Origin of the sequence: Micromonospora sp. DT15, assembly GCF_049841475.1 — a bacterium.
Classification (GTDB): domain Bacteria; phylum Actinomycetota; class Actinomycetes; order Mycobacteriales; family Micromonosporaceae; genus Micromonospora.
Map to the genome: position 1 here is coordinate 644,854 of NZ_JBNCKJ010000001.1, position 24,054 is coordinate 668,907.

Consider the following 24,054-nt stretch of genomic DNA (forward strand, 5'->3'; position numbering starts at 1 on the left):
CCCGCTACCATCCACGCGTGACACGAGCCCGTCGATGGATGCGGTGGATCTTTCTCGTCAGTGGTGCGGTCTTTCTGGCGACGGGCGGGTACTGGCTCTTCACCACAACCCGGGCTCAGGCCAACGGGCAGGCGGGTTGGACCGGTGGGTTCATCGCGGTAGCTGGGTTGGCGTTCGGGATGGCCCAGGTTGTTCTCGGCGCCTTGGCGCTGCGCCGACAGCAGCCGGCCCGCGGCGTAGCGTCGACCGTGGCACCCCTGGGAACACCAGGGATGATCTCGCTTGCCGTGCCGGAGCCGGCCGCATTCACGCGGGGCCGTGACGAACTGGTCGGCGAGCTCGCCAGGCTCAATCGCGGGTGGTACCAGCCGGCGGCGCGGGTACGGGTGCTGCACGGCATGGGCGGTGCGGGCAAGAGCACTGTGGCTCAGCTGGTGGCCAGGCGATTCGCCGATCGTAAGGGAAAGGTCTGGTGGGTCTCGGCGGCGAACGCCACCGCCCTGCAGACCGGCATGCGGCAGCTCGTCGCCGATCTCGGCGCCTCCGATCACGACATTCAGCGAGCCTGGTCCGGGCTCACCGGCGCTCCGGATCTGCTCTGGAGGCTGCTGTCCGCCGTTCCCGGACGCTGGCTGCTGGTCATCGACAACGCCGACGACACCCGGTTGCTGGGACTGGACGGTGAGCCGGTCACGTCCGCTCGGGGGTGGGTCCGGCCGATACCGAATCGTCGGGGCTTTGTACTGATTACAACTCGCGACGGCGACCCCGAGGTGTGGAACACCTCCTGGTGCCGAATGCACCCCATCCCAATGCTGTCCGCCACCGACGGTGCGGCTGTACTGCTCGAACATGCCGGGAAGCGCGCGGGTGGCGTACGGGAGGCCGTCGCGCTGTCGCAGCGTCTCGGCGGCCTGCCGCTGGCTCTCGGTCTGGCCGGCCGAGCTTTGGCCGACGCACAGCAATTGCGGCTACCCGGCATCGCGACCACCTTCGCGGCCTATCAGGCCGCGATCGATCAGCTCGGCGGGTCCACCATCGGCGAGGCCGTAAGCCGTACCTGGGAAATGTCGCTCGACATGCTCGACAGTCGTGGCCTGCCTGAAGCCCGGTCGCTGATGTGGCTCCTCGCAACCTTCGCCGACGCGCCGATTCCGGCCGGGCTGCTGGGATCACCGTTGAATCCCCGCGATACGCAGGAGTCGCTGCGCGCCCTGGCCACACTTGGCCTGATCACAATCGAGGACGGCGAGCAGGACGCGGCGAGCCTGCGCATTCATCCGCTCATCCGCGCCGCCGCTGATCCGGTGGCTCAGTTGAGCCTGGCGGTCACACTGCTGGCCGGATTCGCCGACGGCGACCCGGACGACTCCGCGCAGTGGCCACAGTGGCAGGCCGCTGCCCCGCATGCCTTCCACCTGCTGAACCAGGCAGCCCGCACCACCGACACCGACCTGATCATCCGTGCCGCTCGCATTGCCGAAGACGCCGCCCGTCACCTCAATGCCACCGGGCTGTACGCCGTAGCCCTCGACCACTTGAGCGCCCTGCGGTCGATCCGGGAACGGGAGCAGGGCGCACACCATCCCGACACCCTCACCATCCGGTACCGCCTGGCGTACACAACCGGATTCGCCGGCGATCCCGCGGCCGCCCGCGATCAGTTCGCCGCGCTGTTGTCCGCTCAGGATCGAGCGCTGGGCGCCGACCACCCGGACACCCTCGACACCCGCAACCAGCTGGCCCGCTGGACCGGAGAGACCGGCGACATCGTGGCGGCCCGTGATCAGTACGCCGCACTGCTGCCCGTCCAGAAGCGCATCCTCGGCCCAGAACATCCGGCCACCCTCGCGTCGTGGCACGGGCTCGCCCAATGGACCGGCCGGGCCGGCGACGCAGCCGCTGCCCGCGATCAGTTCGCCGCGCTGCTACCCGTCCGGGAACGGGTACTGGGCGACGAACACCCGGACACGCTGGCCACCCGGCATCGGCTGGCCCAGTGGACCGGCTGGTCAGGCGACGCCAGGGCGGCCCGCGACCTGCTCATCGGCGTGGCCGACAGTTTCCGCCGGACACTCGGTGCGGAGCACCCGGATTGCCTATACGCCCGACATGACCTGGCGCGCTGGATCGGATACGCGGGCGATGCCGCCGCTGCTCGCGACCAATTTGCCGCGCTGCTGCCCATCCGCGAGCACGTCCTCGGCCCGGAACATCCCAACACCCTGGCCACCCGCCATGGTCTCGCCCTCTGGATCGGTGCCGCCGGCGACGCCGCCGCCGCAAGACATATGTTCGCCGCACTCGTCCCCGTCCGCGAACACGTTCAAGGTCCGGAACACCCGGACACGCTGGGCAGCCAGCACGAACTTGCCTCTTGGACGGGGAAAGCGGGCGACGCCGAGGGCGCCCGTGCGCAATTCGCCGCGCTGCTGCCGGTTCGCGAACGAGTGCTGGGCACCGACCATCCCGACACCACCGACACCCGCCGCAGACTGATCGAGCTTCTGGACGGAACCACCAGGCCCACCCCGAACGGTGGTCGCGGGAGCGACGTCTCAATGACTGACTGAATGACAAGCGTCGCAACCGTGCTGGACGTCCGTGGACGTCAGACGATGTGGGGCGGGGCTCCCGCGCTACGACAACCAACACCACGAGCGATGCCACCAGAGTCGTCGTGCTACCGGCTATCGCGACGAGCAGGATCGGCGGCGGACGGGAGCGGGCGGCACTTGACCTCAATAGGAGCATCGGGATGGCCGGCGGCGAGTCGCATCACCGGCAGGCGTTGAGGGTACGTGCTGTCGATGCGCCTACATCCGGGTGAGGTCGAAGCCGTTGGCTGGCAGGTCGTGACCGTGTTCGACGCCGTCCGGCAGTTACGCGACGCATCACCAGACGTCAGCGGGCGTCCGCGCGTGATCGCCATCGACGGCCGGGGTGGTGCAGGCAAGACGACCCTGGCTGGGAGGCTGCGTCAGGCGGAACCCAACTCGGCCACCGTGCACACCGACGACGTGGCCTGGAACCACGCCTATTTCGACTGGGGCGCGGTACTCACCGAGAACATCCTGCGACCCCTGCACCGGGGGGGAACCGGTGGACTTCCGTCCCGACGCCTGGATCAGTCACGATCGAGCCGGATCGATCACCGTCCCCGCCGACGTCGACTTCGTCTGGGTCGAGGGCACCGGCATCATCCGGGAGGAAGTGGCCCCGTGGCTGGACGCCTCGATATACCTACAAGGCGATCTTGATGAACAGGAGCGCCTGTTGGGCGATCGCGACGGCGACTCTTCCGAACAGCGGGAACACGTGGCGAGTTGGCTGCGGGAGGAACTGCCCTTCATGCTGCGAGAACAGCCGTGGCTCCGAGCCACCCTGATCGTCGCGGGCCCTTCGCCGGTTGATCACGACCCGGACATCGAACTGGTCGTAGCTCGACCGCCGAGCTCCTAGAATCCGAGCGCTGCAGCAGTGCCGGGTCGCAGATCAGGTGAGCCATTGGGCTGGTCGGCGGCGATGTGTCGAGGGCGACTGCGTTGGCCGGCGTCATCGGGCAAGATCGGCGCATGGTCAGCATCAGCCAGGAGTCGAGTGACGAGACCGCGCAGCGGTTGCGGCGGGTCATCGCGGCCGCCGAGCTGGTCATGTTCGATGGTGAGTGGTCATTCTTCGAGGCGCCGCTCACCCAGCCGCCGGCCTTGACGGCCGACCTGCTGGCCGTCGTGCGCGACGAGGACCGGTGGTCCTGGCTGGAGCCGGGTGCCGGGACCGATGGTGAGCGCTTCGCGGTGTTCTCGGTTCACTTCCCGCCCGACGTGGACAACAGCGGGTTCGTCGGATGGCTGGCCACCGAGTTCAAACGCCGGCTGGGCACCGGCGTGTTCGTCATCTGTGGTTACAACAGCGAGCGCGGTGGCATCTACGACTACTGGGGCTGCCCGGCGCAGGTTCGCGCCGAGGCCGTACAGGTCCTTGCTGAGCTGCGCGCTGGTCGGTAGCCGTCCGCACTCGGTGGTCGATGTCTCGTACATCGGGAGGTTGCTGGTCCGATACCAGCACCAACCACCCTCAGTTTCCATGATTCAGAGGCCGTAAGCCGGGATCGCAGGCGGTCGACGGCGGTGACGGCCTCAGTAGGATGCTGAAATGTCTCGGCCGGTGATCTTCGACCTCTTCCATACCCTGGTGCACGGTGCCGATGACGAGCGTGACCGGGTCGTTGGCGAGATGGCGCTCGTGGTCGGGGTGGCGCCGGCCGCGCTGGTCGCCGCCTATCACGCCACTTGGCGTGACCGGCTGGTCCGGTGGGACGTGGAGGGCACCGTCCGCATCCTTGCCGGACGCCTCGGCGGCACGCCAACCGACGAACAGGTGGAACGGGCCGGTGAACATCGCCGTGCCCTCGCGCGCCGGGTGTTGGGCGCTGTTTCGACCGCCACCCTGGGTGTGCTCGACGCGCTGCGCGACGGCGGGCATCCACTCGCCCTCATCAGCAACGCCACCTCCGAGACCGCCGAGGCATGGCCGCAGAGCCCGCTCGCCCGCCGCTTCGACGTCGCGGTCTTCTCGTGCGAAGTCGGGCTTGCCAAGCCCGACCCGGCGATCTACCGCATCGCCGCTGAGCGCTTGGGCGTCGCGCCGGCTGAGTGCGTCTTCGTCGGTGACGGCGCGGACGGCGAACTGGCCGGCGCGGCAGCGGTCGGCATGACCGTGCTTCGTACGACTGAGCACAACGACACCGACCCGAGCTGGGGCGGACGTGCGTTCGCCAGCCTTGGCGACCTGCCGACCCTGCTGCGCGAGTCGACCGTGCTGTCTTCCGCTTCGACGCCTGACGGTCGGCCCGGGTGACCACCTCAGAGAGTGAGACGCCCCCGCCGACCGAAGCCAGCGGGGACGCACCGTTGGCAGCCGGATGAGGCTACTGCTCGGCGCCGACGAGGCTGGGCGAGTCGCCCTCTCCGGAGACCTTCGCACTCACCAGTGAGGTGAGCACCGACAGCACCGCCGCACCGGACGCGATCCCGCCGGCCGCTGCCCAGTCCGCCTGCCAGGCGTTGAACACGACGTCAGCGCCCCAGTAGAGCAGCAGACCCTGTGCGGCGCTCTTCACCGCCCGCTCGGCGGTGGCCTTCCAGAACTTCGTGGTGAACATGTTGATACCTCCAGGGGTAGGTTCATCGGACGGTCCATATGTCAAGAATGCCTGGTCAGAGGCGGTTAGTGCTTGCCGCGCTGTCCGGGCCGCCAGCGGGTACGGCACCGGCAGCGGCCAGAACGCGATCTGGCAGGTCGAATACGCGACCAGCAGGCAGGCACGGGCGATCACCGTCTGCTTGCTGGCGGATAGGCATGACCGTCCACGGCCCGGTCATGCCTATCTGGAACTGCGGTGGCTGCGGCCTGCCCTGGCCCTGCCTGACCCGGAAGAGCGAGATGCGAGCGGAGTATGCGGATGCTCCCGTGTCGCTGGCTCTCTACCTGGGGTCCTACCTCGTTCAGGCTATCCTCACGGGTCGCGCCGCCCCAGATGCCGGCGAAGTCGGTCCCGTGCACCGGCTCCAACCGCCCCGCACTGACGATCCGTCCGCCAGCCCCGGCGACCCACAGCTCCATGCCGTCATTGCGGGCCAGGCGGCGCAGGAGGGCGTCCGCCACGTCGTCGCTCACCGGTGTCGGGTGACCGAGACCGCGCTCGGCGTCTCGGCGCTGCGGCAGCGGGGCCAGAGGTGCAACTGGCTTTCGAACCAATCCACGACCCTGGCCTGCCGCGCTCCCCTGCCGCGATCAGTGCTAGGCAGGTTACTTACGCACCTTGAGGTGCCTACTTCCTGATAGAGAGCAACCCTGTCATCGTGGAGAAGCACCCGGTCAGGTAGCAGGATTACCTGGCTTTACGAGAACGGAGCTATGACATGTCGAATGCTTCTCTGCCTGGAGGTAGGTGGAAGCTGGGGGACTCGACGGTGACCCGGTTCGGTTACGGCGCCATGCAACTGGCCGGCCCCTGGGTCATGGGACCCCCCGCCGACCATGCCGGCGCTGTGGCTGTACTGCGCGAGGTGGTCGAGCTCGGCATCACCCACATCGACACCAGCGGCGCCTACGGACCGCGAGTGACCAACGAGCTGATCCGAGAGGCGCTGCAGCCCTACCCGGAGGGGCTGTTCATCGCCACCAAGGTCGGAGCTGTCCGCGATACTCAGGGCGGTTGGCCCGTCGCCCGGCGGCCCGAAGACCTCCGTAAGCAGGTCCACGAGGACCTCGAGGTCCTCGGTGTCGAGACCCTCGACCTGGTGAACATGCGTATGGGTAATGCCGAAGGTCCCCAGCCCGGATCGCTGGCCGAGGCGTTCGGCACCCTCGTTGAACTGCAGCAGGAAGGCCTGATCCGTCACCTGGGCATCAGCAACGTCACCGCCGAACAGGTCGCCGAGGCGCAGGCCATCGCGCCGATCGTGGGCGTGCAGAACATGTACAACCTCACTCACCGCTACGATGACAAGCTCATCGACCGGCTCGCCGCCGAGAACATCGCGTACGTGCCCTTCTTCCCGCTGGGCGGCTTCTCACCGCTGCAGTCCGAGGCGCTCTCAGCGGTGGCGGCGCGGCTGCAGAGCACGCCCATGTCCGTCGCGCTTGCCTGGCTGCTGCAGAGATCGCCCAACATTCTCCTGATCGCGGGCACCTCGAAGGTCGCCCACCTGCGGGACAACGTCGCGGGCGCGGGCCTTTCCCTGTCCGCCGAGGACCTCGCCGAACTGGATCGGATCAGCCGATGAAGAAGATGCGTCTCTGGCTAACCACCGTCGCGACCGCAATCGCCCTCGCCGCCGGGATAAACGCCTCAGCTCCCTCGCCCGCCGCGGCCCACGAGGGCGACCCGCGCCACAGCTCCATGAGCGTGCGCGTGGCCGTCGGCGTCGACGGGCTGTCCTCGGCGACCATCCACGCCCCCCGCGTCGACGCCGTACTCATCGAGAACGCGGCCCACAACCTGGCAATGCATGGCAATCCCGCGCAGACCACCGACCTCATCAACCAATGGGCGGCAGCCCACTCCTGAACACTGACTGTGCGGATGAGTGGCGCACCGCATCGGCGGGGCCCGCTCATCCGCACGCAGCTGCGAGGCGGAGTAGGCCTGTGATCAACCCCACTGGCACCTGACTGATGCCTGGTCCACCATGAGAGCGCAACTTCCCGGGAGAGAGCAGGCACTACAAGGGGACGTAACATGCCCCGAGGTTCGAGGAGGGCATGATGGCAACGCCGACAGCGGCCCAGCAGCGGAACCACAACAAGAGCAATTACAACGCCTTCCTAGCCGCTTGCCCGAGCCACAAGATGTTGGAACGCATCTCCGGCAAATGGGTCACGCTGATCCTCTCCGCACTCGGCAGCGGCCCCGACTGCACCGGTGAGCCCACCCCCATGCGCTACTCGGAGCTGTCGCGCCTACTGGCCGGCGTCAGCCAGAAAATGCTTACCCAGACCCTGCGCTCCCTGGAACGCGACGGTCTCGTCAGCCGCACCGTGACACCGACCGTGCCCGTCACTGTCAGCTACGAGCTGACCGAGCTGGGCCTGTCCCTGCACCAGATGATGCGCGGCCTCAAGATCTGGGCCGAACTGCACATCGACGAAGTCGCCACCAATCGCGCCAAGTACGACCACGCCACTCCCGCGAACTGAACAGGGAAGCGCGGCGGGCAGCCGAGCCCCTGCGGGTCCACGTCGCCGACGTCCCGGGCCAACGTACCGGTGAGCGTCTCCACCGAGCCCTTCACGTGGCGGCGGGTAGCCAGGTAGGACCGCGAGCACCGCGCACGGCCGCCCGGCGGCACCCTGCTGATCGTCGGGCACCTGCATACCTCACAACCCACCGGCCACGGTCATCCCGCCGAGGCGACTGTCGCCCTTGCCGACATCACCCAACGCGCCAAGGAGAAGCGACCGGCTGAGGTATCGCACGGTGGACGGCTATCCGGCATGTCCTTGACGTAGAAACGGTCGCCCGACGACGACGCCAACGCCGGAAGCGTTCGCTGCCGTTCACCGTTGGGACTGTCAGAATGTGTCGACGGAGCCGGTGCGCGGACGCGGGGAGAATTCATGAGTGACTGGAACGACAAGATCATCGCTGAGTTTCGTGCCAACGGTGGGCAGGTCGGGGGTCAGTTCGCCGGCGCTCCGCTGCTGCTGTTGCACACGGTCGGTGCCAAGAGCGGCCAGCCTCGCCTGAGCCCGATGATGTACCAGACGGTGGACGGCGGCTATGCCGTGTTCGCCTCCAAGGGCGGCGCGCCCAGCAATCCCGATTGGTACTACAACCTGCTGGCCAACCCGAAGGTCCAAGCGGAGATCGGTACGGACAAGGTCGAGTTGGTCGCCAGAGTGGCCGCCGGGGACGAACGTGAAGCGATCTGGAGCGCGCAGAAGGTCGCGTATCCGGGCTTCGCCGACTACGAGCGGAAGACGACCCGGCAGATCCCAGTCGTCGTCCTGGAACCCGCACCCTAGGCAGGGTCGGTACAACCACGTTCAGATCTGACACGTGAGCACGTCGGCGGGGGTGCCCCGCCGACGTGCTCACCAGAAGACGGCGCCTACGGTTTGTGGGCGAGGAGCCCGACGAACGTGTGATAGGTGTCGGTCTGCACCGTAGTCGGTGCGTCCGGCTCTGGGCGCCACTCGGCCAGCGGCACCAGACCCGGCTCCAGCACCGTCAACCCATCGGCGAACGAGAGGATCTCCTCGTCGGTGCGCCAGCGGCCGGTGCCGAGTGATTCGTTGAAGACCCGCTCGACCTCGCGGGCCTTGCGGGAGCCCTCCGGGTCCCGCTCACCCGGGTCGCGGAAGTGCGAGATCGCCACGTAGCTGCCGGAGGGCAGCGCGTCGATCAACGCGGCCGCCACCGCCTTCGGGTCCTCGTCGTCGCCAAGGTGGTGCAGGATGGCGAAGAGCAGCAGGCCGATCGGCCGGTCGAAGTCGAGGAACCGTCGTACGTCAGGGTGGTTGAGGATCTCCTGCGGCTCCCGGATGTCCGCCTGGATCACCGTCGCGGTGCCCTCGGCGGCGAGCAGAGCCCGCCCGTGCGTCAGGACTATCGGGTCGTTGTCCACATAGACCACCTGAGCCTTCGGGTTGTGCTCGGTGGCGACCTCGTGCACGTTGCCCTGGGTGGGCAGCCCCGATCCGATGTCGAGGAACTGATCGATGCCCGCCTCGGTGACCAGGTACCGAATCACTCGACGCAGGAAGGCCCGGTTCGCCTGACCGGCTGCCGGTCCGTCCGGTGTGATCCGCAGGGCGTGCTCGGCGACCTTCCGGTCGACCTCGAAGTTGTCCTTGCCGCCCAGGAAGAAGTCATAGACCCGGGCCACGCTGGGAATGTTGGGGTCGATGCCGGGGGGTGCCGCCTTGTCGCGGGTCACAGGCGTCTCCATTCGATCGGGATTGGCGCGGGCTCGGCTCTGCGGGCGGTGCCGGCGTTGCGGCGAGTCTAGCGATCGGAAGCATTGGATTTTGCCCCACTGGTATCGCTCCCAGCGAATCGCTCGACCGCAACCAATGGCGTCGGTAGCGACACAGTGGATAGTCATCGACGTGCGGCCACACCGCGTCGCGGCGACACGGCCCAGGCGATGGGGGAGAGGAGTGGCGATGACCCGCAATGCGCCGGGTTGATCAGCGGCCGAGGCGTGAGACACGTTGGCGATCATCGATGTGTTGCTGCATCGTCGACGTATGACAGGTGCTCCCTCATCCTCGCTGTTCGGCCGTCCGCGGCCGGGGCTGCTGGCCGCGGTCGTGCTGTCGACGGCGGTGCTCGCCAGCGCTCTGGGCGCCGCGCCGGCGGCCGACGCCGGCACCGTGACGCCCGCCGTGTACCCGTTGGTCGCTCCGGCGCCCGCGGGGGCCGCGGTGTCGGTCGCAGCGCCGGCCGGGACCACCCCGCCACCGCCGACTGCGCCGTCCAGTACGCCGAGCACCTCGCCCGTTCCGCCGAGTGCCCCCACAAACCTGACCGCCAGCGAGGTCCGCAGCGCGTCGGTCACGCTCACCTGGACGGCCGCCACGTCCGGCTGCTGCGCCATCACCGGGTACGACATCACGTACTACCAGGAGTTCGGCGACATCGTCTTCAGCGCCAGCGTCGGGGCCGTCACCAGCACCACGATCACCAGCTACCTTGGGGCGGGCCAGCAGTACACGTTCCGACTGATCGCCCGGGACAGCCTCGGGCAACGCTCGAACTGGTCGAATGCGCTGACGGTGGTCACCCCGGTGACGGACACCGGCCCGGACACCATCCCGCCGAGCGCGCCGCAGAACCTGACAGTCGGCGAGGTGACCGCCTCGACCGGCACGTTGTCCTGGTCGCCGTCGACGGACAACGTCGGCGTGCTCGGCTACAACGTCTACCGGTTCGACGGCTGGTTCACCTCGCAACTGGTCGCCACCGTGCCGGGTACCACGTACACGGCGCCGCTACCTGCGTCGGTGCCGCTGCGCAACCTGTACTACGTGCGGGCCCGGGACGTGGTGGGCAACGTGTCGATCGCGTCCAACACTGTCACCCTGCCCACGACGACGACCACCCCGCCGCCCTCGACCTGCCGGGTGACCTACCGAAACCAGTCCGAGTGGCAGGGCGGTTTCGTGGCCACTGCGACAGTCCACAACGCCGGGACGGCACCGATCGACGGCTGGATCGTCACCTTCAGCTTCCCGGGGGACCAGGAGGTCACCTCGGGGTGGAACGCCACGATCGGCCAGACCGGGGCCGTCGTGACCGCCCGCAACGTCGACTGGAACCGCGTCCTCGCACCAAACAGCTCTGCGACCTTCGGTGTGCAGGGGCGGTGGGGCGTCAGTGACGCGCCGCCGACCGGCTTCTCGCTGAACGGCGCTCCCTGCACGGTGGGCTGAAGGAGTCTCGTGAACACACATTCGGCCACACCCCACCACCGCCGTGCCAGGGCTCTGCTCGCGGCCGTCGCAGTCGGCGTCCTCGGCGTCGCCAGCACGCTCGGCGGCGCGCCCGCGCCCGCCTCCGCCGCGAACACGCTCACCATGCGGGGTGCTGACGTCTCGTCGTTGCAGCGCAGCCTGGATCTGGGCGCCAGGTACTACGACGCCGGTGGCGTCGCCCGCGAGCCACTGGACATCTTGAAGTCCGTCGGCGTCAACTACGTCCGGTTGCGCGTCTGGAACAACCCGGTCAGCGGCTACAACAACAAGAGCGCGGTGCTGGGCCAGGCGAGGGCGGCCAGGGCGAAGGGCCTCAAGGTGCTCATCGACTTCCACTACTCCGACACCTGGGCCGACCCGGGAAAGCAGTACAAGCCGGCCGCCTGGGTCGGCCACAGCCTCAGCCAACTGCGTACCGACGTCTACGCCTTCACCTACGACGTCTGTTCCAGCCTGCGCGGGCAGGGCACCCTGCCGGACAGTGTGCAGATCGGCAACGAGATCAACGTCGGGATGCTGTGGAACGAGGGCAAGGTCGTCAACAACGACTTCGCCCCGCTGGCCGGCCTGCTGAAGCAGGGCTACAACGCGACGAAGGCGTGCGGCAGCGGCATCCCGGTGATGATCCATACCGCCAACGCGGACAGCAACGCCAACGCACGATGGTTCTACGACGGCATCCGAGCGCAGGGTGTGCAGTGGGACATCACCGCGCAGTCGTACTACTGCATGTGGCACGGCAGCCTGGCGAACCTCTACAACAACATCGTCGACCTGCGTGGGCGCTACGGCAAGCCGGTGGTGATCGTGGAGACCGCGTACCCCTTCACCCGGAACAACGCGGACAGCGAACCGAACGCCATCGGCGACGCGACCTGTGACGGCATCAGCGCGACCTGGTCCGGGCAGGCCCAGGAGTTCGACTGGGTGCAGAACACCGCCCGCAACGCGGGGGCCATCGGCGTCTTCTACTGGGAACCGACCTGGTACGCCGTCCGCGGCAACGGCTGGGACCCGGCCAACATCAACGGCACCGGTAATCAGTGGGACAACATGGCGGTCTTCGACTGGTCGGGGCGGGTGAATCCGGGCGTACGGTGGACGCCCTGACCCCGTCGGTCGTGCGGCGACGGCTCCTGGCCACTGCCACGATCGCGAAGCGCTCCTCGACAGCCACCTGCCGATGCTCGACCTGGTCGACAGCCTGGCCAGTCGTACAACGAGCATCCCGACTACCGCAAGGAGTGGCGGCCCTAGCTGTTCGGCGGGCCACCCCTGGTGAGGCAGGTCGAGACGCGCGCGCTGCGTCTCCTGCTGGGTGGCAAGGGGTACGCGCAAAAGCCGGTCGGAACGGAGGGTCTGCCTTGGGGTTGTTCGTCGCTCTCCGGCTATCTCGATCGCGCCGACGCGATCCACGGATGCCCGGGAACAACGGCGCTGTCCAGCGTCCGTGGGTCGATGCTCCACTGACCAGCGAGTGTGAGCACTGTTTCCTCATCCGGCCACGGCGACGTCTCGTCATCGTCGTCGTCCCAGGGTTCGTCCTCGTCAGGGGCCACCCCGACTCCGAGCGCCTGCTCCTCCAGCGTGCGTTCGCCGACGTCGAACAGTGCCTCGCCGCGCTCACCGAGGTAGGCGAATGCTCGCTCCACCACGCCACCCCGGGCGCGCCCCCACCCGTGGTATTCAACGACGCGATGAGTGCCGAAGTACTGCACCTCACCGAGCAGCCGGCTCAGCGCCGCCAGCCAAACGGCGAATCGGTCGTCTTCGGGTGCACAAACGTCTCTCGAAGCGGCGAGCGTCCACCGGGCAAGCGGCGGCGTGAGCAGCCACTGGCCGTGGTCGTCATACGCAGCGGTGACCGCACCACGCCAGGTGGCGGGAGTGGGACGGCTGAGGTTCAGCGCGGCAGCGACGGTATCGGCGTCCCGGTCACGGACGGCGAGCCACTCAAGCTTGTAGCCGAATCCGATCGCGGCATCGGCAACCATCAGCGGTTGAGGTAGGCGGTCAGGCCGCCGAGTTCCTCGCTGGCGATGAACACCGACCGCACGTTGAGGATGGCCTCCTCGACGTGGGCGGGGCAGCCCCACGCCGCGTCACCCCACGAATCGGCGACCTTGACCTCGGCTGGTGCCGTGCACCCGGCGGCGCCGCCGAGCTGGCAGTGCTCGGGGTGCGGCGCGGCGGCCTGCGCGGCTGCGGCGGCGCGCATCTGGGTGGCGAGTTCCGCCGCGACGGCGGCGCGCTGCTCAGCCTCGGCGCGCAGTTCCCGCTCCACGCGCAGCACCTTGGCCAACTCGTCACTGGCGGACTTGGCGCGCGCCTCGGCGGCGAGTTTCGCCTGCTCGATGTGGTGGCGTTCGATGGCCAGGGCTGCGGTGCCGGCGAAGAGCCGGGTGAGGGCGAGATCGGTGTCCTGCGGGACGCGCGGGGTGCGGTGATACATCGCGAAGGTGCCCAACAAGCCGCCGTCGCGGGCCAGGATCGGCGTGGACCAGCAGGCCGCCAACCCGGCCTGGTCGGCCAGCCCTCGGAAGTCGTCCCAGAACGGGTCGGTGGCGATGTCGGTGACGATCACCGGTTCTCGCCGGTGGGCGGCGGTGCCGCACGAACCGACACCTTCGCCGGTCGCGATGCCGTCGATGGCCTGGTTGTAGAAGTCCGGCAGGCTCGGCGCGGCGCCGTGGCGCAGGTGCCGGGCGTCGGGATCGGCGAGCAGTACGGAGACGAGCACCTCCTGCGGTGCGAGGTTCTCGATGCAGCGCGCCATCCCGTCGAGCACCTCGGTCAGGGGCGCCTGGCGGGCGATCTGCTCCAACAGGGCGCGGTGTTCGGCCATCAGCCGTTGGGCGTGCTTGACCTGCGTGGTCTCCACGCCCAGCACACGGATGCCGGTAACGGTGCCGTCTGCGCCCCGGCGCGGTTCGTAGGTGAAGTCGAAGAACGCCTCCCGCGCCTGCGGGCCGCTGCCCAGCACCACCCGGACGTCACGGCCGGTGTAGGGCTCGCCCGTGCGGAGGACCTGGTCCAGGAGTGCGATGAATCCCTGACCGGCCAGTTCAGGCATCAGTTCGGCGAGCGCGACCCCGACCCGGGCCCGCTCCTCGCCGATGGTGGCGAGGAACGCCGGGTTCGCCGTCTCCAGCAGGTGCTCTGGCCCGGCCAGCGAGGCGAAGACGGCGATGGACTGCCCGAACAGCGCCCGCAGGTCCTCCTCCGCTGCTTGCTTGGCAGCGGCCGGACGCGCAGCGGCAGTAGACCGTTGGCCTGGTACCGCGGTCATGGTGGGGGGTTCGCCTCTCGTCTGCGGATACGGGAACGTGTCACCGGTCGGTGCGGGTGGCCACCACTGCCCGGAAGGAGCCACCGCCGGTGCAGCCTACCCAGGTGCCCGACATTCAGGTCTTACCCCATCAACCACACACCGCAACCTGAAGCCCGGCCGACGGCCTGATCCGGTCCGGCGTTCACCGGTGCCGGCTGCGCTCGGCGAGTTGCTTCAGGTTCAGTAACTGCCGTCGCGCCATGATCAGGTCTCCGATGGACAGCCCGGGTGCGGCCCAGCGGGGCGTCTGCATGACGACTTTGAGGAGCAGACGCGTGGTGTTCCGCTCCCAGGCACCAGGACGTAGGACATGAAGGCGCCCATGATGGTGCTCGTGAGCTGCCTGCCGGGGTCGACGTCGAGCCAGTCATACGAGTACGGGGCAAGCCTCACTTGGGCCACCCACGGCCACACCGCTGCGGGGGCGCTGCGACCGACACTCCCCGCCATGCCTGGAGAGCGGGTGAGACGACGAAGTCGTCGCAGGGATAGGACCGCGTCGTCTCGTTCCTGGTCACGCCCCACCGGTCACCGATCACGCATTCATCCTCCCGTCGTGGGATGGGGCTGCTCGTGCCACGGATCACCTGAGGCGCCGGCGGTGAGGTGTCGTTCGTAGCCGGCCACCTTGGCATCGATGAGGTCGAGGCAGTCCTGCAGTTGGGTGAGCTGCTCGGTGACGTGGCGCTGGTGTTCGCGGAGCAGCTCGAGCCGCTCGGCCTCGTTGCCGCTGCCCTCGCGGACGAGTTGGGCCAGGCGGCCGATCGTCGTGAGCGGCATCCCGGAGGCCCGGAACTTCACACAGTTCGTCAGCCACTCGACGTCCCAGGCGCTGTAGACGCGCCTGCCGGACCCGTCGCGGCGCACGTCGCTGGCCAACAGGCCCGCACGCTCGTAGAGCCGCAGAGTGTGCACAGTCAACCCGGTGCGCTGGGCCACCTGCCCGATGCTGAGGCCGCCGTCCGCCATGCCTCGACCGTAGCCATTGACCTAGACCTCGGTCTAGCACCTAGCGTCCGCGGCATGACCTCCACCATGTTCGGTGCCCACAGCACTACTGCGGACGTCCTCACCGGAATCCACCTCACCGGCAGGACCGCCCTCGTCACGGGCGGCTACTCCGGCCTCGGTCTCGCCACGACCCGCGCGCTCACCCAGGCCGGGGCTCGGGTCGTCGTCCCCGCTCGCCGGCCCGACGCGGCGCGGAGGGCACTCGCCGACGTGGCCGGGGTCGAGGTCGACCAACTCGATCTGGCCGACCTCGCTTCCGTCCACGCGTTCGCCGAACGGTTCCTGCGTGACCACCCCGCTCTGGACATCCTGATCGCGGGTGCCGGAGTCATGGCCTGTCCCGAGACGCGGGTGGGGCCGGGCTGGGAAGCGCAATTCGCGATCAACCACCTCGGCCACTACGCGCTGGTGAACCTCCTGTGGCCCGCCCTCACCACCGCCAGGGCGGCTCGTGTCGTCTCGGTGGCCTCCGGGCGCGACCCGGCGTGGCGGATCCGGTGGGACGACGTGCAGTTCGCCCGCGGCTACGACAAGTGGGAGGCGTACACCCAGTCCAAGCTCGCGAACATCCTGTTCGCCCGCCACCTCGACATGCTCGGCGCGACGCACGGCGTCCGCGCCTTCTCCGTGAACCCCGGCTGGATCCTCACCCCTCTGCAACGACACCTCGCGGTCGAGGAAATGGTCGCCGCCGGCTGGATGGACGCGGAGGGGACTCCCGCGCCCGGCCTGTTCAAGACGGTCGAGCAGGGCGCGGCGACCCAGGTGTGGGCCGCCACGTCACCCCATCTCGACGCAAAGGGCGGCGACTACTGCGTGGACTGTCGCACCACCGATGGCAGCCCTACCGACAGCGGCGAAGCAGCTCGCCTCTGGGCGCTGTCGGCCGACCTGACCGGCCTCGACCTCGTCGGGTGAGCCTCAGTGGTGTCGCGGCGCTTCCACCACAGGCATGCCCCGATCGTGCCGCCGGGGTTTCGGAGGTCAGATCAGGGCTGCGGCGAGGGCGCGGAACGCGTCGGCGGGGAACGCCGTGTCGTCGCCTCCGTTGAGCACCTGGATCGCCACCTCGTCCGCGCCGGCCTGGTAGTGCTTCTCCAACCCGGCCACCACCTCTTCGAAAGTGCCCCACGGGATCAGGGCGTCGACGAGGCGATCACTGCCGCCGTCGGCGAAGTCCTCGTCGGTCCAGCCGAACCGCCGTAGGTTGTTGGTGTAGTTCGGCAGCGCGAGATACCCGCTCGTGTACTGGCGGGCGGTGGCGCGCGCGGTGGTGGCGTCCGCGTCGAGGACCACGGCGACCTCGGGGGCGAGCAGCCGGTCGGGCCCGATTGCCGCCCGGGCTTCGGCGGTGTGCTCGACAGGGACGAAGTACGGGTGCGCCCCGGTCGAGCGGTCGCGGGAGAGTTCGAGCATCCGGGGGCCCAGTGCCGCCAGGATGCGCCGCTCGGGCGAAAGCCCGGCCGCGTCGAGGCCGTCGAGGTAATCGACCATTCGTGAGTACGGCTTGCGATAGTCGGTGCCGCCACTTTCCACCACCACCGCGTGGCTGGCGCCGAGACCGAGCAGGAACCGGCCGGGGTGCGCCTGCTCCGCGTCCTGGGCGAACGCCGCTGCCTCGGGTGGCGACGAGTGCCAGATGCTGAGGATCCCGGTCGCGACCCCGATGCGCGTGGTCCCGTCCAGGATCTCCCGGAAGCGGGGGGCGACGTTCTCCCCGAACCCACCGGAGAACCAGATCCGGGAGTAGCCGAGGCCCTCCAACTCCGTCGCGGCGTCGATGGCCGCGCCCTGACTCTCGCTAGCCAGGAAGAACGGTTGCCATACGCTCACGAGTCGTTGTGCCATACCGGAACCCTACGACCCTCAGCCGGGGACCGCTTCGGGTAACGCCGCCAAGGCTGATCCCGACGGCTGACCGCGGTGTGGCCGGGCAGAGTTTGTGGGGCCATGAGCCGAGCACGTCACCCCGGTGGCCATGGTGTTGACCATCGCGTCGGCCCTCGTCATCGCATTCGTGGCGCGGACGAGCTTCGGAGGTTGGCAGGCCAGCCCGGGAAGCCGGCTGGCACCCGCCGGCTCCTGAGTCACGGTGTGAGGCCGGCCTGGATCGCCAGGATGGCGGCTCCTACACGATCGCGGCTGCCGGTCTTGGCCAGCACGTTTGTCACGTGGGTCTTCACGGTGCTCATCGACAGGTAGAGGCGTTCGGCGATCTCGTTGTTGTTGAGCCCGGCGCCGATCAGGGCGAGCACGTCGGTCTCCCGAGCGGTCAGCTGGTAGGCCGCCAACTCCACCTGGGTGGCCGGCCCGGTGGCGCGGACCCGGTCGAGTACGGCGCCGGTGACCTCGGCGGAGAGGACCGCCTCGCCGGCCGCGACGGTACGCACCGCGGCGATGAGGTCGCGCGCGCTGGACCGCTTGAGCAGGAATCCGCGTGCCCCGGCGGCGATGGCGTCCAGGACGTAGGCGTCGTCGTCGAAGGTGGTGACGACGATGACGGCCGGCGAGTGTGGGATTCTGGCCAGCTCACGGGTGGCTTGCAGGCCGTCGAGTACCGGCATGCGGATGTCGACGAGGGCTACGTCGATGCGGGAGTCGCGCCGCACCGCGTCGAGCAACTGCCGCCCGTCGGCCGCCTCGGCCGCGACCTGGATGTCGGCTTGAGATCGCAGGATCAGGCTGAAGCCGTCCCGGACAAGTTCCTGGTCGTCGGCGACCGCGACGCGGATCACGGGTTCACCACCGGAAGATTGGCCTGCACCACTGTGCCTCCGCCGGGGCGCTGGCTCAGCTCCCAGCTCCCGCCGCGCGCGGAGACGCGTTCCCCGATGCCGAGCAGACCCGAGCCTTTCGTGCCTGCGCGGGGTGGGCCGATGCCGTCGTCGCTGACCCGCAGGCGAACATGGTCGCCGACCCGGATCAGCTCGACCCAGGCCGCCGTGGCTCTCGCGTGCCGGGAGATGTTGGTGAGGGCCTCCTGGGCGATGCGGTAGGCGGTCAACACACCGATCTCGTCGAGGCCCGGGTCGGGGTCCAGCTCGACCCGCACCGTCACGCCCTGTTGACGTAGCGGCTGGGCGAGCAGCTCGTCGATGTCGGACAGGCGCGGCGGCGCGCTCACCGCTATCGACGCGGTGGGATCGCGCAGGTGCACGACGAGCGTGTCGAGCTCGCTCAGTGCGGTGCGGCCACTACCCGCGATCGCCCGCAGCGCAGCCCCCGGATCGTCGCTGAGCTGGCCCGCCTCGGCCTGCACCACCATCGCGGTGACATGGTGGCCGACCACGTCATGCAGCTCGCGGGCCAGGTTGGTGCGCTGCTCGCGCCAGGCCGCCTCCTCGCGTAGCTCGCCTGTCTCCCGAGTCAGGGCGAAGCCACGTGACCACGATAGGAACAGGACCGCGAGGAGGTAGCCGGCCGTCACGAAGAAGAGCGGCTGCTCGTACACCCCTCGCTCGTTGAGCAGCGCGATGGTGAGGGCGCCGGCCGCGCCGATCAGGCCAACCACCCACCCCAGCCACGGGTGTCGAGCCGGGTCCTCGCAGACCGAGACGAACACCAGGCCGGCTGCCGCGAGGCCCAGCTGCACCGACTCTCCGGTGCTTACGATCGCCACGAAACCCGCGCAGACCGCGAAGACCAGGGTGCGGTAACGGGGGCGCAGCGCTGTGGCCCCGAGGCCGACCGGCAGCACCAGCCACGCCCAGCCCGCCGGCACGGACACACCGTCCTCGACGGTGGTGACCACGGCCGCGATGATCAAAGCCGCCGCAGCGTACGCGAGCCGGCGCACCCGCCCGGGGTCGCGCAGCCGTTCGCGGATTCCAGTCAGCACCAGCACAGTCTCCGTGACGGGCCGGAAGACCGGCCAGTACCCGGGTACCGGATCGGCCGGCACTCCGGTACCGCCCTCGGAACCAGAACGGCACCGCGGCACGTTCCGCGTGAACGCTCGCCGGACGACTCTGCGGAGGTGACTCTCGTCGACTCCCGCGCCGCCATGACCGTCGGCCCGCTTCGTACGGTTCCCAACTACATCACCGCCGTTCGCACGGTCGCCGCTGTCGCCGTCGGGATCGTGGCCCTCGTCTCCGGGTCGGTGGCATTGATGGCGGTATCGTACGGTATCTACTGGCTCGGTGACGTGCTCGACGGCTGGGTTGCCCGCCGACTCGGCCAGGAGACCCGGGCGGGGGCCGTCTTCGACATCGTGAGCGACCGGGCGTGCACCGCCGTACTCTGCGTCGGCCTGGTGTCCCTCGTGCCGGACGTCGCGGTCGTGGCAGTGGTCTTCCTGCTCTCGTTCCTGGTGCTGGACACCATGCTGTCGCTGGCGTTCCTGTGCTGGCCGGTGCTCAGCCCCAACTACTTCCACCTGGTCGACCGGCGGGTGTGGGCGTTGAACTGGTCGCCCTTGGCCAAGGTCGCCAACACCGCCGGCGTCATCGGCGCCATCGCGTTCGGCCAGTACCTGCTCGCGCTGGGCGTCGCCGTCGCCGTCGTGGCGGTCAAGCTGTGGTCGGTCGCCGCGGTGGTCCGGCTGCTCGAACGGGACGGCCGGGCATGAGCAGCCTCGTCGAGGCCGTGGTGGCGCTCGGCTACGGTGTCGCGTCGGCGCTCGTCCCGATCGTCAACGCCGAGGCCTACGCCGTGGTCGCCGGGCAGCGCGGCGGCCACGCTCTCGTCGCCGTGCTCGCCCTGGCACTCGGGCAGACCGCCGGCAAGCTGCTGCTGTTCGAGTCGGCGCGTCGTGGGTCGGGGCGGCTGGCCCTGAAGATCGCGAAGCGGGCACAGTCAGGTCGGGCGGCGACTCGGGCGGCGCGGTGGACCGAGCCGATCCGACGCTGGCTCTCCCGCCGCCGCACGGCCCTGCCGACCGTGCTCGCCTCCGCTGCGGTCGGAGTTCCACCGCTGGCCGTCGTCAGCATCGCCGCCGGCACTGCGGGCCTTCGACGCTGGGAGTTCGCCGTCGCCTGCCTCTCCGGGCGGGTGATCCGTTTCGCATTGCTCGTGCTGCCAGCGGTGCTGGCCTGACCCCGGCTCCCCGTCAGAGGAGCCGACCGTCGTGGGCGAGCAGGGCGATCTGGGTGCGGTTGTCGAGGTCCAGCTTGGTCAGGATGTGCGAGACGTGGGCCTTCACTGTGGTCACGCTCATCAGCAGCTCGCTGGCGATCTCGGCGTTGGAGCGCCCCTGCGCGATGGCCAGCACGACGTCGCGTTCCCGGGGCGTGAGCAGGGCCAACCGGTCGTGCGCCTGCTCGTAGGATTCGGCCCCCGACGCGACCCGCTGCATGAGGCGGCGCGTCACGCCCGGAGACAGCATCGGGTTGCCGGCCGCCACCGAGCGGACCGCCTGGCTGATCTGCTCGGGCGGGGTGTCCTTGAGCAGGAAGCCGCTCGCGCCGGCTCGGAGCGCCCGCAGCACGTGCTCGTCGGTGTCGAACGTGGTGAGCACGATGATCTCGGGTGGCCGATGACGACGGCGCAGGCGCTCGGTGGCGGTGATGCCGTTGACGCCGGGCATCCTGATGTCCATCAGCACCACGTCGGGCAGGTGCCGATCCACCGCCGTGATCGCCGTGGCGCCGTCGGCGGCCTCGCCCACCACGACGATCCCGTCGGCGCCGTCGAGCATCAGCGTGAGCATTCCCCGTACGAGAGGATCGTCGTCGACGATGACGACCCGGATCGGAGCCGTCACCTCGGCCACGGCAACCACGCGGTGAGGTGGAACCGACCTCCGGCGTCGACGTGGTGGGCGACCCGACCGCCGGCGAGCGCAGCCCGCTCGGCGAGGCCGATCAGGCCGGTGCCGGCGCTGCCGGTGGCGCCGCTGTCGGGCGTCGTCGGGTTGCTCACCGCGATGCTCAGCCCGGAGCCGGGTGCGCCGCCGAGCACCAGCCGGACCGGCTGGCCGGCCGCGTGCTTGCGGGCGTTCGTCAGTGCCTCCTGCGCGATCCGGTACGCGGTGCGGCCAACCGTCGGGGAGATCTCGACCGGCGGGCCGAACGGGTCGTCGACCTCGATCTGTTGCCCGGCGGCCCGCGCCTCGTCGACCAGGCGCGGCAGGTCGGCGAGGGTCTGCCCGGGTGGTGCGTCGGTCGGCGACTCGGTGTCGTCGCTGCGCAGCAGGGTGATGACCTCGCGCAGCTCGTCGAGAGCGTGGTGTGCGCTGGCCCTGATCACCCCGGCGGCGGCGCTGAGCCGCTCCGGCGGCGCGTCCGGCCGGTACTCCATCGCGCCAGCGGCCGCCGCCAGCAGGGACAGCCGGTGGGCCAGCACGTCGTGCATCTCCCGCGCGATCCGGTTGCGCTCTGCCGCCCGCGCCTCGTCGACCCGTCGTTCCTGCTCCCGCTCGGCCCGTCGGGCCCGGTCGCGCAGCGCCGCCAGCAGGGCGTTACGTGCCTGCGCCCAGGTGCCCCAGCCGAGCAGGGCCGCGTAGGCGATCGTCATCAGCACCAGCCGCCACCCGTAGGGCAGGCTGGGCACCGGCCGCCAGAGCGCCTGCACCGCCTCGCCCGCCACGCCGACCGCCGCCACCGCCGCCGCTTGCCGAAACGGCCGGTTGCGCGCGATGAACAGCACCGCGAAGCTGGCCACCGGCGTGGCCACCGGAGACAGCGCGACGAGCAGGCCGGCCAGCACGCCACCGACCCGCGGGCGGCGGACGACCACCGGGACGAGGGCCAGGGAGGCCACCGCCAGCGCGACGTCGAGGCCGACCAGGCCGGCGGAGCTGGAACGGGTGGCGGACCACAGCATGGTCGCGACGAGGACGCCGATCGCCACGGTCGTCACGACCACCGGGACGGAACGCCACGTCCGCGGCGGCCTGACCTCGCACGTCGCCGCATCCACATGGCGCACGCTACTGGGCTCGGGGCCGGCCGGACCACCTCCTTTGGTAGTACGCCGGGCCGCCAGCGGACGTACCCGCCGCGGCGTCTGGACCGACGCGTCCGGCCCGGCCCGGTCCACAGACTCAGGCCATGACAAACAACCTTCTCCTGGGACGGGCCGCGGTGACGGCCGGCGCGATCGTGGTGGCGGTGGTCGAGTTCGCGCTCCTGCGCTCGGCGGCCGGCGTCGACCTGGCGGTCAGGTCGGCGAACTCGACCCGACAGATCACGGTGGCAGCGGTCATCGTGGCCACCGCGGTCGCGGCACTGGCCGGCTGGGCGCTGCTCGCGGTGCTGGAACGCCGCACCAACCGCTCCCGCGTCTGGTGGACCTCGATCGCGGTCGCCGTCCTGCTGCTGTCACTCGTGCTCGGGCCGCCGAGTGGCGTCGGCGGGGGAGCGAAGGCGACCCTCGCGCTGCTGCACGTGAGCGTCGGCGTCATCCTCATCCTCGGCCTGCCCCGGTCGCGCCCGGAAAGGGCGAGCCGATGACCACGCTGACCGTACGCAAACAGGACGGGGTCTTCGTCCTCGACTCCGGGGCGCACGCTTCGCTGCGTACCGGCTGGACCTGGCGGTGCGGCGAGATCCGCACCGGCACCGGCCGCTGGACTGTCGCCCCGACCGACCGCCGACGTATCGGGTTCACCGCCCAGGGCGAGCACGGCGTGCCGGTGCGGCTCGACCCGCGCCGGTCGCACGTGCCAGGGCCCGGCGGGGTGGCCCACTGGGCGCCCGGTCGCTGCGGCGGTGAACTGGTACGCGACGGGCACCGCCTCGCGGTGCGCCTCCCCGGTCGACGCGGCGGGCCGATCCGCGTCGACGTCACCGGTGAGTGGGCCGAGCTGGAGCTGGTGGTGCTCACCGCCTGTTTCGCGCTGACGAGTCAGCGTCGGCGACGCACCCTGATCATGATGGCGGTCGTCAGCGGGGCGAGTGGGTGACCGCCCAGGCGCGTGCTCAGACGAGGCGACGGAGCACTGTCTCCACGGCGTCGATCAGCGGATCACCATCGGTGCGGGGGTGCCGGGCGAGACCGAACTCGACGTCCGGCAGGACGGGCAGGGCATCGGTGTCCCGGCAGATCATGGCCGGTTCGAGGTTCGCGGGCATGAGCGCCGCCACGCCGAGCCCGGCCCGTACTGCGGCGAGCACCCCGACCAGGCTGTTGCTCTCGAAGGCCACCCGCCAACGCCGATCGGCACGCTCCAGGGCGTCCAGCACCGACGTACGCCAGGAGCACGGGTTGGAGAAGAGCACCACCGGCAGCGGGTCGGCGGCCACGTCCACACCCTGCCCGGTCGCCCAGACCAGCGGGGCGCGCACCGTCCAGCGGGGCGGTCCGGGAATGTCCGGCACCGCGTCGAGCACGAGTTGGACGCGTCCCGCGTCGTACGCCTCCCGCATGGCGGCATTGGAGCAGCTGAGCACCTCCAGCGTCGCGCCGGGATGCAGCCGGGCGAGGTCGGCGAGGGCCTGCGGAAGGTGGGACGCGGCGAGGTCTTCGAGCAACCCGACGCCACAGTGGCCGGTGAGCGCCCGGCCGGTCTCGGCGAGTGCCTGTGCGGAGAGCGCGAGGATGCGTTCGGCGTACGGCAGGATCTCTTCGCCCGCCCGGGTCGGTGAGACACCGGACGACGACCGGTGCAGCAGCGGTCGACCGACGACGGTTTCGAGCTTGCGCAGTTGTTGGCTGAGGCCGGGCTGGGTCTGCCCGAGCGCGGTCGCGGCACGGCTGATGCTGCCTTCCCGTACGGCGGCGACGAACGACCGCAGCAGGGCGGTCTCCAGGTCCCTTGCCATAAGGATTCATTATGCCAGCCT

The 24,054-nt window shown here is 69.7% G+C and carries 26 protein-coding genes; 15 read left to right on the forward strand and 11 right to left on the reverse strand.

Annotation, left to right across the window (positions count from 1 at the left end; all coding sequences use genetic code 11):
- Positions 1 to 17 precede the first annotated feature (17 nt).
- The 4 genes from ACLQ3F_RS03015 to ACLQ3F_RS03030 all read left to right on the forward strand — a co-directional run bounded on the left by ACLQ3F_RS03015 (position 18) and on the right by ACLQ3F_RS03030 (position 4,860).
- Positions 18 to 2,573 carry a tetratricopeptide repeat protein gene (locus ACLQ3F_RS03015; RefSeq protein ID WP_425845731.1) on the forward strand — a complete coding sequence of 852 codons (2,556 nt, stop codon included), beginning with the start codon at positions 18 to 20 and terminating at the stop codon, positions 2,571 to 2,573.
- Positions 2,574 to 3,102: 529 nt separating this feature from the next.
- Positions 3,103 to 3,462 (forward strand): hypothetical protein, encoded by a 360-nt coding sequence (locus tag ACLQ3F_RS03020; protein ID WP_425845734.1) that lies wholly within the window; start codon positions 3,103 to 3,105, stop codon positions 3,460 to 3,462.
- Positions 3,463 to 3,575: 113 nt separating this feature from the next.
- Positions 3,576 to 4,007 (forward strand): DUF6196 family protein, encoded by a 432-nt coding sequence (locus ACLQ3F_RS03025; RefSeq protein ID WP_425845737.1) that lies wholly within the window; start codon positions 3,576 to 3,578, stop codon positions 4,005 to 4,007.
- Between the two features lie 160 nt (positions 4,008 to 4,167).
- Positions 4,168 to 4,860 (forward strand): HAD family hydrolase, encoded by a 693-nt coding sequence (locus ACLQ3F_RS03030; protein WP_425845740.1) that lies wholly within the window; start codon positions 4,168 to 4,170, stop codon positions 4,858 to 4,860.
- A gap of 70 nt (positions 4,861 to 4,930) precedes the next feature.
- On the opposite strand, the gene ACLQ3F_RS03035 is transcribed toward ACLQ3F_RS03030, so the two are convergent.
- On the reverse strand, positions 4,931 to 5,164 hold the full coding sequence (locus ACLQ3F_RS03035; protein WP_088990712.1) for a holin: 234 nt from the start codon (positions 5,162 to 5,164) through the stop codon (positions 4,931 to 4,933).
- A 760-nt stretch (positions 5,165 to 5,924) separates the two neighbouring features.
- Here ACLQ3F_RS03035 and ACLQ3F_RS03040 point away from each other — a divergent pair.
- The 4 genes from ACLQ3F_RS03040 to ACLQ3F_RS03055 all read left to right on the forward strand — a co-directional run bounded on the left by ACLQ3F_RS03040 (position 5,925) and on the right by ACLQ3F_RS03055 (position 8,532).
- Positions 5,925 to 6,791: an oxidoreductase gene (locus ACLQ3F_RS03040; RefSeq protein WP_425845744.1), complete on the forward strand. Its 867-nt coding sequence runs from the start codon at positions 5,925 to 5,927 to the stop codon at positions 6,789 to 6,791.
- Positions 6,788 to 7,075, forward strand: coding sequence for a hypothetical protein (locus ACLQ3F_RS03045; RefSeq protein WP_425845747.1), 288 nt, complete (start codon positions 6,788 to 6,790; stop codon positions 7,073 to 7,075). The genes ACLQ3F_RS03040 and ACLQ3F_RS03045 overlap by 4 nt, the downstream gene beginning before the upstream one ends.
- A gap of 197 nt (positions 7,076 to 7,272) precedes the next feature.
- Positions 7,273 to 7,704 (forward strand): winged helix-turn-helix transcriptional regulator, encoded by a 432-nt coding sequence (locus tag ACLQ3F_RS03050; protein ID WP_425845750.1) that lies wholly within the window; start codon positions 7,273 to 7,275, stop codon positions 7,702 to 7,704.
- 420 nt (positions 7,705 to 8,124) lie between these two features.
- The gene (locus ACLQ3F_RS03055; protein ID WP_425845753.1) at positions 8,125 to 8,532 is read left to right on the forward strand and encodes a nitroreductase family deazaflavin-dependent oxidoreductase; all 408 of its coding nucleotides are present in this window, start codon (positions 8,125 to 8,127) and stop codon (positions 8,530 to 8,532) included.
- Between the two features lie 86 nt (positions 8,533 to 8,618).
- Here ACLQ3F_RS03055 and ACLQ3F_RS03060 read toward each other — a convergent pair whose 3' ends face one another.
- Positions 8,619 to 9,446: an SAM-dependent methyltransferase gene (locus ACLQ3F_RS03060; protein ID WP_425845756.1), complete on the reverse strand. Its 828-nt coding sequence runs from the start codon at positions 9,444 to 9,446 to the stop codon at positions 8,619 to 8,621.
- Positions 9,447 to 9,759: 313 nt separating this feature from the next.
- On the opposite strand from ACLQ3F_RS03060, the gene ACLQ3F_RS03065 reads away from it, so the two are divergent.
- A complete protein-coding gene (locus ACLQ3F_RS03065; RefSeq protein WP_425845759.1) occupies positions 9,760 to 10,944 on the forward strand; it encodes a cellulose binding domain-containing protein in 1,185 nt (394 codons plus the stop codon).
- A 9-nt stretch (positions 10,945 to 10,953) separates the two neighbouring features.
- Positions 10,954 to 12,096, forward strand: coding sequence for a glycoside hydrolase family 53 protein (locus ACLQ3F_RS03070; RefSeq protein ID WP_425845762.1), 1,143 nt, complete (start codon positions 10,954 to 10,956; stop codon positions 12,094 to 12,096).
- A 278-nt stretch (positions 12,097 to 12,374) separates the two neighbouring features.
- Here the strand turns inward: ACLQ3F_RS03070 and ACLQ3F_RS03075 are convergent, their stop codons facing one another.
- From ACLQ3F_RS03075 to ACLQ3F_RS03085, 3 genes are all read right to left on the reverse strand, one after another.
- Complete coding sequence (locus tag ACLQ3F_RS03075) at positions 12,375 to 12,980, reverse strand: hypothetical protein (protein ID WP_425845765.1); 606 nt, start codon at positions 12,978 to 12,980, stop codon at positions 12,375 to 12,377.
- On the reverse strand, positions 12,980 to 14,275 hold the full coding sequence (locus ACLQ3F_RS03080; protein ID WP_425845768.1) for a GAF domain-containing protein: 1,296 nt from the start codon (positions 14,273 to 14,275) through the stop codon (positions 12,980 to 12,982). Before ACLQ3F_RS03080 ends, ACLQ3F_RS03075 begins: the two co-directional genes overlap by 1 nt.
- 585 nt (positions 14,276 to 14,860) lie before the next feature.
- Positions 14,861 to 15,286, reverse strand: coding sequence for a MerR family transcriptional regulator (locus ACLQ3F_RS03085; protein ID WP_425845771.1), 426 nt, complete (start codon positions 15,284 to 15,286; stop codon positions 14,861 to 14,863).
- A 54-nt stretch (positions 15,287 to 15,340) separates the two neighbouring features.
- On the opposite strand from ACLQ3F_RS03085, the gene ACLQ3F_RS03090 reads away from it, so the two are divergent.
- Positions 15,341 to 16,246: an oxidoreductase gene (locus tag ACLQ3F_RS03090; RefSeq protein WP_425845774.1), complete on the forward strand. Its 906-nt coding sequence runs from the start codon at positions 15,341 to 15,343 to the stop codon at positions 16,244 to 16,246.
- 66 nt (positions 16,247 to 16,312) lie between these two features.
- Here ACLQ3F_RS03090 and ACLQ3F_RS03095 read toward each other — a convergent pair whose 3' ends face one another.
- The 3 genes from ACLQ3F_RS03095 to ACLQ3F_RS03105 form a co-directional block, all read right to left on the reverse strand.
- Positions 16,313 to 17,176, reverse strand: coding sequence for a TIGR03620 family F420-dependent LLM class oxidoreductase (locus ACLQ3F_RS03095; RefSeq protein WP_425845777.1), 864 nt, complete (start codon positions 17,174 to 17,176; stop codon positions 16,313 to 16,315).
- Between the two features lie 239 nt (positions 17,177 to 17,415).
- Positions 17,416 to 18,063: a response regulator transcription factor gene (locus tag ACLQ3F_RS03100; protein WP_355006970.1), complete on the reverse strand. Its 648-nt coding sequence runs from the start codon at positions 18,061 to 18,063 to the stop codon at positions 17,416 to 17,418.
- Positions 18,060 to 19,166, reverse strand: a complete 1,107-nt coding sequence (locus tag ACLQ3F_RS03105; protein ID WP_425845781.1) for a sensor histidine kinase — start codon at positions 19,164 to 19,166, stop codon at positions 18,060 to 18,062. The genes ACLQ3F_RS03100 and ACLQ3F_RS03105 overlap by 4 nt, the downstream gene beginning before the upstream one ends.
- A gap of 138 nt (positions 19,167 to 19,304) precedes the next feature.
- Here ACLQ3F_RS03105 and ACLQ3F_RS03110 point away from each other — a divergent pair, with 138 nt between their 5' ends.
- Positions 19,305 to 19,898, forward strand: coding sequence for a CDP-alcohol phosphatidyltransferase family protein (locus tag ACLQ3F_RS03110; protein WP_425845784.1), 594 nt, complete (start codon positions 19,305 to 19,307; stop codon positions 19,896 to 19,898).
- Positions 19,895 to 20,365, forward strand: a complete 471-nt coding sequence (locus tag ACLQ3F_RS03115; RefSeq protein ID WP_425845787.1) for a hypothetical protein — start codon at positions 19,895 to 19,897, stop codon at positions 20,363 to 20,365. The genes ACLQ3F_RS03110 and ACLQ3F_RS03115 overlap by 4 nt, the downstream gene beginning before the upstream one ends.
- Positions 20,366 to 20,378: 13 nt before the next feature.
- Here ACLQ3F_RS03115 and ACLQ3F_RS03120 read toward each other — a convergent pair whose 3' ends face one another.
- Both ACLQ3F_RS03120 and ACLQ3F_RS03125 read right to left on the reverse strand, forming a co-directional pair.
- Positions 20,379 to 21,032, reverse strand: a complete 654-nt coding sequence (locus ACLQ3F_RS03120; RefSeq protein ID WP_425845790.1) for a response regulator — start codon at positions 21,030 to 21,032, stop codon at positions 20,379 to 20,381.
- Entirely contained in the window at positions 21,029 to 22,129 is a 1,101-nt protein-coding gene (locus ACLQ3F_RS03125) for a sensor histidine kinase (protein ID WP_425845793.1), read from the reverse strand. Before ACLQ3F_RS03125 ends, ACLQ3F_RS03120 begins: the two co-directional genes overlap by 4 nt.
- Positions 22,130 to 22,320: 191 nt before the next feature.
- On the opposite strand from ACLQ3F_RS03125, the gene ACLQ3F_RS03130 reads away from it, so the two are divergent.
- Positions 22,321 to 22,722 (forward strand): DUF6069 family protein, encoded by a 402-nt coding sequence (locus ACLQ3F_RS03130; RefSeq protein ID WP_425845796.1) that lies wholly within the window; start codon positions 22,321 to 22,323, stop codon positions 22,720 to 22,722.
- Positions 22,719 to 23,174, forward strand: a complete 456-nt coding sequence (locus tag ACLQ3F_RS03135) for a hypothetical protein (protein ID WP_425845798.1) — start codon at positions 22,719 to 22,721, stop codon at positions 23,172 to 23,174. Before ACLQ3F_RS03130 ends, ACLQ3F_RS03135 begins: the two co-directional genes overlap by 4 nt.
- Before the next feature lie 16 nt (positions 23,175 to 23,190).
- Here ACLQ3F_RS03135 and ACLQ3F_RS03140 read toward each other — a convergent pair whose 3' ends face one another.
- Entirely contained in the window at positions 23,191 to 24,033 is an 843-nt protein-coding gene (locus ACLQ3F_RS03140; protein ID WP_355006962.1) for a LysR family transcriptional regulator, read from the reverse strand.
- Positions 24,034 to 24,054 lie beyond the last annotated feature (21 nt).

Excerpts from the sequence above, each read along its gene's own strand:
- ACLQ3F_RS03025 (WP_425845737.1), top strand. The coding sequence starts at position 3,576 with ATGGTCAGCATCAGCCAGGAGTCGAGTGACGAGACCGCGCAGCGGTTG.
- ACLQ3F_RS03035 (WP_088990712.1), bottom strand. The coding sequence starts at position 5,164 with ATGTTCACCACGAAGTTCTGGAAGGCCACCGCCGAGCGGGCGGTGAAG.
- ACLQ3F_RS03040 (WP_425845744.1), top strand. The coding sequence starts at position 5,925 with ATGTCGAATGCTTCTCTGCCTGGAGGTAGGTGGAAGCTGGGGGACTCG.
- ACLQ3F_RS03045 (WP_425845747.1), top strand. The coding sequence starts at position 6,788 with ATGAAGAAGATGCGTCTCTGGCTAACCACCGTCGCGACCGCAATCGCC.
- ACLQ3F_RS03050 (WP_425845750.1), top strand. The coding sequence starts at position 7,273 with ATGGCAACGCCGACAGCGGCCCAGCAGCGGAACCACAACAAGAGCAAT.
- ACLQ3F_RS03055 (WP_425845753.1), top strand. The coding sequence starts at position 8,125 with ATGAGTGACTGGAACGACAAGATCATCGCTGAGTTTCGTGCCAACGGT.
- ACLQ3F_RS03065 (WP_425845759.1), top strand. The coding sequence starts at position 9,760 with ATGACAGGTGCTCCCTCATCCTCGCTGTTCGGCCGTCCGCGGCCGGGG.
- ACLQ3F_RS03075 (WP_425845765.1), bottom strand. The coding sequence starts at position 12,980 with ATGGTTGCCGATGCCGCGATCGGATTCGGCTACAAGCTTGAGTGGCTC.
- ACLQ3F_RS03080 (WP_425845768.1), bottom strand. The coding sequence starts at position 14,275 with ATGACCGCGGTACCAGGCCAACGGTCTACTGCCGCTGCGCGTCCGGCC.
- ACLQ3F_RS03085 (WP_425845771.1), bottom strand. The coding sequence starts at position 15,286 with ATGGCGGACGGCGGCCTCAGCATCGGGCAGGTGGCCCAGCGCACCGGG.
- ACLQ3F_RS03090 (WP_425845774.1), top strand. The coding sequence starts at position 15,341 with ATGACCTCCACCATGTTCGGTGCCCACAGCACTACTGCGGACGTCCTC.
- ACLQ3F_RS03095 (WP_425845777.1), bottom strand. The coding sequence starts at position 17,176 with ATGGCACAACGACTCGTGAGCGTATGGCAACCGTTCTTCCTGGCTAGC.
- ACLQ3F_RS03115 (WP_425845787.1), top strand. The coding sequence starts at position 19,895 with ATGAGCAGCCTCGTCGAGGCCGTGGTGGCGCTCGGCTACGGTGTCGCG.
- ACLQ3F_RS03130 (WP_425845796.1), top strand. The coding sequence starts at position 22,321 with ATGACAAACAACCTTCTCCTGGGACGGGCCGCGGTGACGGCCGGCGCG.
- ACLQ3F_RS03135 (WP_425845798.1), top strand. The coding sequence starts at position 22,719 with ATGACCACGCTGACCGTACGCAAACAGGACGGGGTCTTCGTCCTCGAC.
- ACLQ3F_RS03140 (WP_355006962.1), bottom strand. The coding sequence starts at position 24,033 with ATGGCAAGGGACCTGGAGACCGCCCTGCTGCGGTCGTTCGTCGCCGCC.